We start from the raw sequence: 6028 nt of genomic DNA, 5'->3' as shown, positions 1-6028 counted from the left end.
ATTCTCAATATATTTGCTACACCAGAAATAGTGTGCATAAATCATTGCTAAAAAATTTACTTTTTCCAAAGTCATCATGAACAAACTATTAAAGCTGTCTTCCTTCGCTTTGGCGGTGGTACTGCTTGCGAGTTGTGGGTTAAGAAGAGGACCGCAAGGCGACCTAGTAGGCGCAGAGGATCGACCAGACTACAATCCACAAGCTGTACCTTACGGCATGGTCGCCTGCCCGGGCGGAACTTTCCATATGGGCCAGGCTGATCAGGACATAGCGGCCACTATGGCGAACCTGAACAAGCAGGTAACAATAGGCGGCTTCTATATGGACGAAACCGAGATTACGAATAACGAATACCGTCAGTTCATTGAAGTAATGGTCAATGACTCAATCGATATTCTGGGCGAAGACTTTGTGATGACAAGCCTGTATCCGGACACAACTGTTTGGGTGCGTGACTTCACTTACCATATGGGTGACCCCTTGATGGAATACTATTTTTCTCATCCGGCATTTGATGAATATCCGGTGGTGGGTGTGAACTGGTTTGCTGCCAAGTACTTCTCTGACTGGAGAACGAAGCATAAGAACCAGGCCAACGCTGACAACGGAATGGCCCCAATGCCTAAATTCCGTCTGCCATCTGAGGCTGAGTGGGAATACGCTGCCAGAGGCGGCCGTGATATGGCGACATACCCTTGGGGTGGTCCATACCTGCGCAATGCCAAAGGCTGTTTGCTAGCTAACTTTAAGCCGGGTCGTGGTGATTACTACAGCGATGGCTTTACCTATACAGCTCCTGTAGCCCAGTTCTTCCCGAACGACTTTGGTCTGTATGACATGGCTGGTAACGTAGCGGAGTGGTGCGAAGATGCCTACGCTGATGCTACAGTTCCGATTACCTGGGACTTGAACCCGGTTTACTATGATGATAACGAGCCTCGCAAAGTAGTAAGAGGCGGCTCTTGGAAAGATATTGCATACTTCCTTGAAACTGGCACCCGTAACTTCGAATATCAGGACTCAGCCAGATCGTATATCGGTTTCCGTAACGCGATGATCTACCTGGGACGTTCTTCAGGAAGAGAGTTCAGATAGTCAATAGAAGTGTTCTTTACAGTTAAAAACTAAACAATTTAATACCCAATCGTTCACATTTAATTTTTGAAAACAAAATGAGCAAAGCTAGAGGTCGCAGTTTCTTGTACGACGTGTTGATGCCCAAAGTGTATGGTCTTGGTGCCGCAGTCGTAATTATCGGAGCATTGTTTAAAATTCAGCACTGGCCAGGTGCCGACATCATGCTGATTGTTGGTCTTGGTACAGAGGCCGTAATCTTTGCCCTGAGTGCATTCCAACCACAGCCACACGATCCAGACTGGGCAAGAGTATACCCACAGCTGGCTGATGATTATGCAGGTGAGGCGCTTATCCCAACCACAGCTTCAAACAACGGTCCTTCTGCAACGAAGGAACTTGACAAAATGATGCGTGATGCAGACATTACGCCTGCTACAATCAATTCACTGGGTCTTGGTCTGAACAGACTGAGCGAAACAGCCGCTCAAATGGCTGACCTGAGCCAGGCTACTGCTGCTACAAACGAGTACGGTGTACGCGTTAAAGCTGCCGGTGACCAGCTGGGCCGCATTACAGAAGCTTATGCTACAACAGCAGATGCACTGTCTAAAATGGCTGTTGCTACTAACGATGCGCAGGAGTATCATACGCAAGTACAGAGCATGACAAGAAACTTAGGTGCTTTAAATGCTGTTTACGAAATGGAGCTTCAGGATGCCAACAACCACCTGAAAGCAATGAACAAGTTCTACGGAAACCTGAGCATGGCCATGGAGAACCTGACCGATGCAAGCAAGGACACAGAGCAGTTCAAGCAAGAAGTTTCTAAACTGACGCATAACCTACACTCACTGAACACAGTGTATGGTAACATGCTGACAGCTATGAAAGGCTAATTGCGCAACATTTCCTAAATCAACAAGAAAACAACAGTAACTAAGTAGAAAATGGCTGGAGGAAAAGAGACACCACGGCAGAAGATGATCGGTATGATGTACCTGGTACTGACCGCACTTCTCGCCCTGCAAGTGAACTCTGCTATCCTGTTAAAGTTTCAGTTTATTGATGAGAGTCTTATGGACGTCAACAATAAAACGCAGACTGACAATAGCGGAGTTGTAACGAATATTAAATCCAAGGTCAGCGAAGGTGGTAACCGAGACAAAGACAGAACTGTACTCGAGAGCGCCAATGCTGTTAGAAAAGAAACAGGTGAACTGGTAGAGTATATCCGTGGCCTTCGCGCGACTCTGATCGAAAGAACAGGTGGTGAGAATGAGGAGAAAACCGGATATTCAAACCCTAGTGCAGAAGATCAGGTTGCTATGACTATGATTGGGCCTGCTAGTGCTAAGAACGGTGCCGCTTACGAGCTGGAGCAGCGTTTGAACAACTACGCAAAGTTCATGAAGCAGTATAACCCAAGCATGCCGGACATCCTGGCACGTGATGGTAAGACTGACCCAATGGCTGCCAAAGATCGTAGCCAGCGCAACAAAGATTTTGCACAGCTGAACTTCGAAGCTACTCCACTGGTAGCTGCCCTAGCAACACTTTCTCAGAAAGAAGCAGAGATTCTGAAGTACGAGGCTGATGCCCTGCAGAACCTTGCTCAAAGAGTAGGTGCTGACATCATCAAGTTCGAGAAGATCTTCGCGATGGCTCGTGCTGAGTCTAAAACAGTAGCCGCTGGTACTAAGTATAAGGCTGACATGTTTATTGCCGCTTCTTCTGATGCAATCACACCAAAGATGACGTTCCAGGGTAAGCCAATCAACGTAGTAGACGGTAAAGGTCAGATTGAATTCACGGCTGCTGCCTCAAACTACGACGCTGATGGTAACTCAAAGCAGACTTGGAAAGGTCAGGTGATCATCGACAAAAATGGTGAGCAGGAAGTACTTGACGTAACAGAAGAGTACATCGTAGCAAAGCCAGTAATTCAGGTACAATCTGCAGCAGTACAGGCCCTATACCTGGGTTGTGCTAACGAACTGAACGTACAGGTACCAGCTCTTGGTGCGGTTTACGATCCTAGCTTCTCTGCTTCAGGTGGTTCTGCCATCAAAGGTGCTAAGAAAGGCCAGGTAACCGTAATCCCTACTACTACTGAAGTGAAGCTTAACGTGAGCAGCGGTGGTAACGCCATTGGTACAGAAACTTTCAAAGTTCGTCCAGTGCCAAGACCATCTCTACAAACTGTAGTGAATGGAAGACCAGTAGACCAGAAGAGAGGTTTGCCAGCACAAGGCATCAGAGCTGTAGAGATACAGGCGATCGCTGACGAAGGTTTCAAGCAATTTTTGCCACAGGAAGCACGTTATAGAGTAACGAAGTGGAGAGCATTCCTGGTAAGAGGTTCTAACCCAGTTGATCAGGCTGAGTTTTCTAGCCCAACAGGTGACCTGAGCCGTTTTGCCTCTAAAGCTGCCAAAGGCGACCGTGTTACGATCGAAGTAATGGAAGTGAAGCGTCTGAACTACCAGGCAATCCGGTAGACGCGAAACCAACTGGCGACGGTATCTTCACTATCCCACTTAACTAATTAAGATTAGAAGCTTACAAGGAGTATGAAACTTATCAAAGTAATAGGTGTAGCAGCTGGTATGATGCTCTCTTACGGAGCAGTAGCACAGCAAGTGTCTACCACGCAGTCCAGTAATCCATCAGCAAGACCTATTCCGGAGTCTGATGTGTTGTTCAAGAAAACGGTTTGGCGTAAAATCGACTTGCGCGAAAAGCAAAACAGACCTTTGTTTTCTGAAAACAGAGAGATCACCAAAGTTTTGATCGATGCTGTAAAAAGCGGCGAGTTGGTGGCCTATAAGACAGACTCTGTAAATGTACCGCTAACCAGAGAGGAATTCCTGGCTAACATGACTGCCAAAGATATGGGCGGTGGGTTAACTGAGGAAGAAATCGCAGCTGGTTTCGGTCAGGAAGAGGAAGATGATGATGCTTGGGGCGCTGCCCTGGGTACAACTGCTACTCAAGAGACTGGTCCTGTAAGCAACGAGTACTTTGCAAAGCAGCTATACCTGTTGGAGCTGAAAGAGAACGTAGTGTTCGACAAGAAACGCTCTCGTATGTACCACGATATTCAGACAATTAGCATTAAAGTGCCATCTACACTTAACCCACTTGGTTTCGAGCAGACAGTAGGCAGCTTTAAAATGAGTGATCTGGTAAAGGTGTTCAGAAACAATCCTGAAACTGCTATCTGGTACAACGCTCAGAACGATGCACAGCACAAGAACCTGGCTGATGCATTTGATCTGTGGCTGTTCAGCTCTTATATCACCAAAATATCTAACCCGAACGACAGAGCTCTGGGCGATATCTACGGTGGTGGTAAGAAAGGACTGTTAGCTGCTCAGGAAGCGCTTGAAGCGTTGATCGAGTACGAATACAGCCTCTGGAGCTACTAATTGTAAGACAATCCAAAAAAAGGGGAGATCTGAAAAGATCTCCCCTTTTTTGGATTGTAAATTTATTGGAGGTTGAAAAGGCAGGTATAGCTGGCTGCTTTCGTATTAATAGGATAAATTATTTTATAGGAGCAGTACGCACTTCCAGTCAAAACCATACAGTATGGAATAACTGCAAGATCAATGGAAGGTTAATAAGTGGAAAAACTAATTAAGAAGAAGGGCCTTCGGCATTATGAAAATAATCGTAAAGAATCTGGGCCTTACGCTGACCCACCTCAGCAGTTAATTCCGTCAAAGTAAGTTCTTTGAGCTTCTTTACTGACCTGAATTTCTGAAGTAATGCATCAGCCGTGCTCGGACCTATACCTTTCACTTCTGTTAATTCGGTCTTCAAGGTACCAGCATCACGGCGTGAGCGATGGAAGGTAATCGCAAAACGGTGTGCCTCATTGCGTAAGCGTTGAATAAGTTTCAATGATTCTGACTTCTTATCGATGTAAAGCGGAAGCTTATCACCCGGGTAGAAAATCTCTTCGAGCCGCTTTGCTATACCTACAATCGCGATCTGTCCCCATAAATTAAGATCCTTAAGGGCTTGCACAGCAAAACTCAGCTGCCCTTTGCCACCATCAATGATAATTAGCTGGGGCAGAGGCTGCTTCTCTTCAATTAGACGGCGGTAACGACGTGTCACCACCTCGTACATCGACTCGAAGTCATTTGGGCCAACGACAGATTTGATATGAAAGTGACGATAGTCCTTCTTGCTTGGTTTGCCGTTTTTGAAGCATACCATCGATGCAACCGGATTATCACCCTGAAAGTTGGAGTTGTCGAAACATTCGATCTGGCGGGGTAGCTCTGTTAACCGAAGGTCTTTCTTCAAAGTTTCCAGCACACGGAGTTCACGTTGCTCGCCAAGGCTCTTATTCTGCTCCTGACGTCCTTCACGCTCTTTGCGCAGGTACATGGCATTCTTCATCGAAAGGTTCAAGAGCTTGCGCTTATCGCCTATCTGTGGCTGCGTGATGGTGATGTTATCGAGCGGCAGGGAAAGCTCAATATTGGTGATAATCTCTCGGGAAGTGCTTTCAAATTCATGACGCAGCTGTACAATCACAGAAGCCAATAGCTCTTCATCAGACTCATCCAGTTTTTTATGTAGCTCCAGTGACTGCGTTTGTATAATAGAGCCGTTCATTACCTTCAGGTAGTTCACAAAAGCACACTTTTCGTTCGAGGTGATCGAAAAGACGTCGATGTTGGAGAGTGTGTTGCTAACAACAGTAGACTTCGCCTGATAGTCTTCTAACAGATCGAGCTTCTGCTTGTAGCGATGGGCCTGCTCATATTGGTAATCAGCTGCTGCTTCTGCCATTCGCTCTTTAAAGTAATTTTTCGCTATCGAAAGATTACCTGAGAGAATGTTCTTGATCTGAGCAATGTACTGGTTGTACGTTGTTTCATCTACCAAATCTTCACAAGGGCCTTTACAGTTACCGATGTGATACTCCAGGCA

Annotated in this window: 5 protein-coding genes; 4 read left to right on the top strand and 1 reads right to left on the bottom strand. The window is 46.2% G+C overall.

What is annotated here, in order from left to right; translation table 11 throughout:
- The first annotated feature begins 76 nt into the window (after positions 1-76).
- The 4 genes from O71_RS16040 (at position 77) to gldN (ending at position 4506) form a co-directional block, all read left to right on the top strand.
- On the top strand, positions 77-1096 hold the full coding sequence (locus O71_RS16040; protein ID WP_007658788.1) for an SUMF1/EgtB/PvdO family nonheme iron enzyme: 1020 nt from the start codon (positions 77-79) through the stop codon (positions 1094-1096).
- 77 nt (positions 1097-1173) lie between these two features.
- Positions 1174-1974, top strand: coding sequence for a gliding motility protein GldL (gene gldL, locus O71_RS16035; RefSeq protein WP_007658787.1), 801 nt, complete (start codon positions 1174-1176; stop codon positions 1972-1974).
- Between the two features lie 51 nt (positions 1975-2025).
- A complete protein-coding gene (gene gldM, locus O71_RS16030; protein WP_007658786.1) occupies positions 2026-3576 on the top strand; it encodes a gliding motility protein GldM in 1551 nt (516 codons plus the stop codon).
- A 72-nt stretch (positions 3577-3648) separates the two neighbouring features.
- Positions 3649-4506: a gliding motility protein GldN gene (gene gldN, locus O71_RS16025; protein ID WP_007658785.1), complete on the top strand. Its 858-nt coding sequence runs from the start codon at positions 3649-3651 to the stop codon at positions 4504-4506.
- A 211-nt stretch (positions 4507-4717) separates the two neighbouring features.
- Here gldN and uvrC read toward each other — a convergent pair.
- On the bottom strand, positions 4718-6028 hold a 1311-nt coding region (gene uvrC / locus O71_RS16020; RefSeq protein ID WP_007658784.1), incomplete at its 5' end, for an excinuclease ABC subunit UvrC.

The sequence above is a fragment of the Pontibacter sp. BAB1700 genome, assembly GCF_000277005.1.
GTDB lineage: Bacteria > Bacteroidota > Bacteroidia > Cytophagales > Hymenobacteraceae > Pontibacter > Pontibacter lucknowensis.
This window is presented reverse-complemented; position numbering and strand designations above follow the sequence as displayed.

What these genes read in the sequence shown, in the direction of transcription:
- gldM (WP_007658786.1), top strand. Translation starts at nt 2,026, where the DNA reads ATGGCTGGAGGAAAAGAGACACCACGGCAGAAGATGATCGGTATGATG.
- O71_RS16040 (WP_007658788.1), top strand. Translation starts at nt 77, where the DNA reads ATGAACAAACTATTAAAGCTGTCTTCCTTCGCTTTGGCGGTGGTACTG.
- gldN (WP_007658785.1), top strand. Translation starts at nt 3,649, where the DNA reads ATGAAACTTATCAAAGTAATAGGTGTAGCAGCTGGTATGATGCTCTCT.
- gldL (WP_007658787.1), top strand. Translation starts at nt 1,174, where the DNA reads ATGAGCAAAGCTAGAGGTCGCAGTTTCTTGTACGACGTGTTGATGCCC.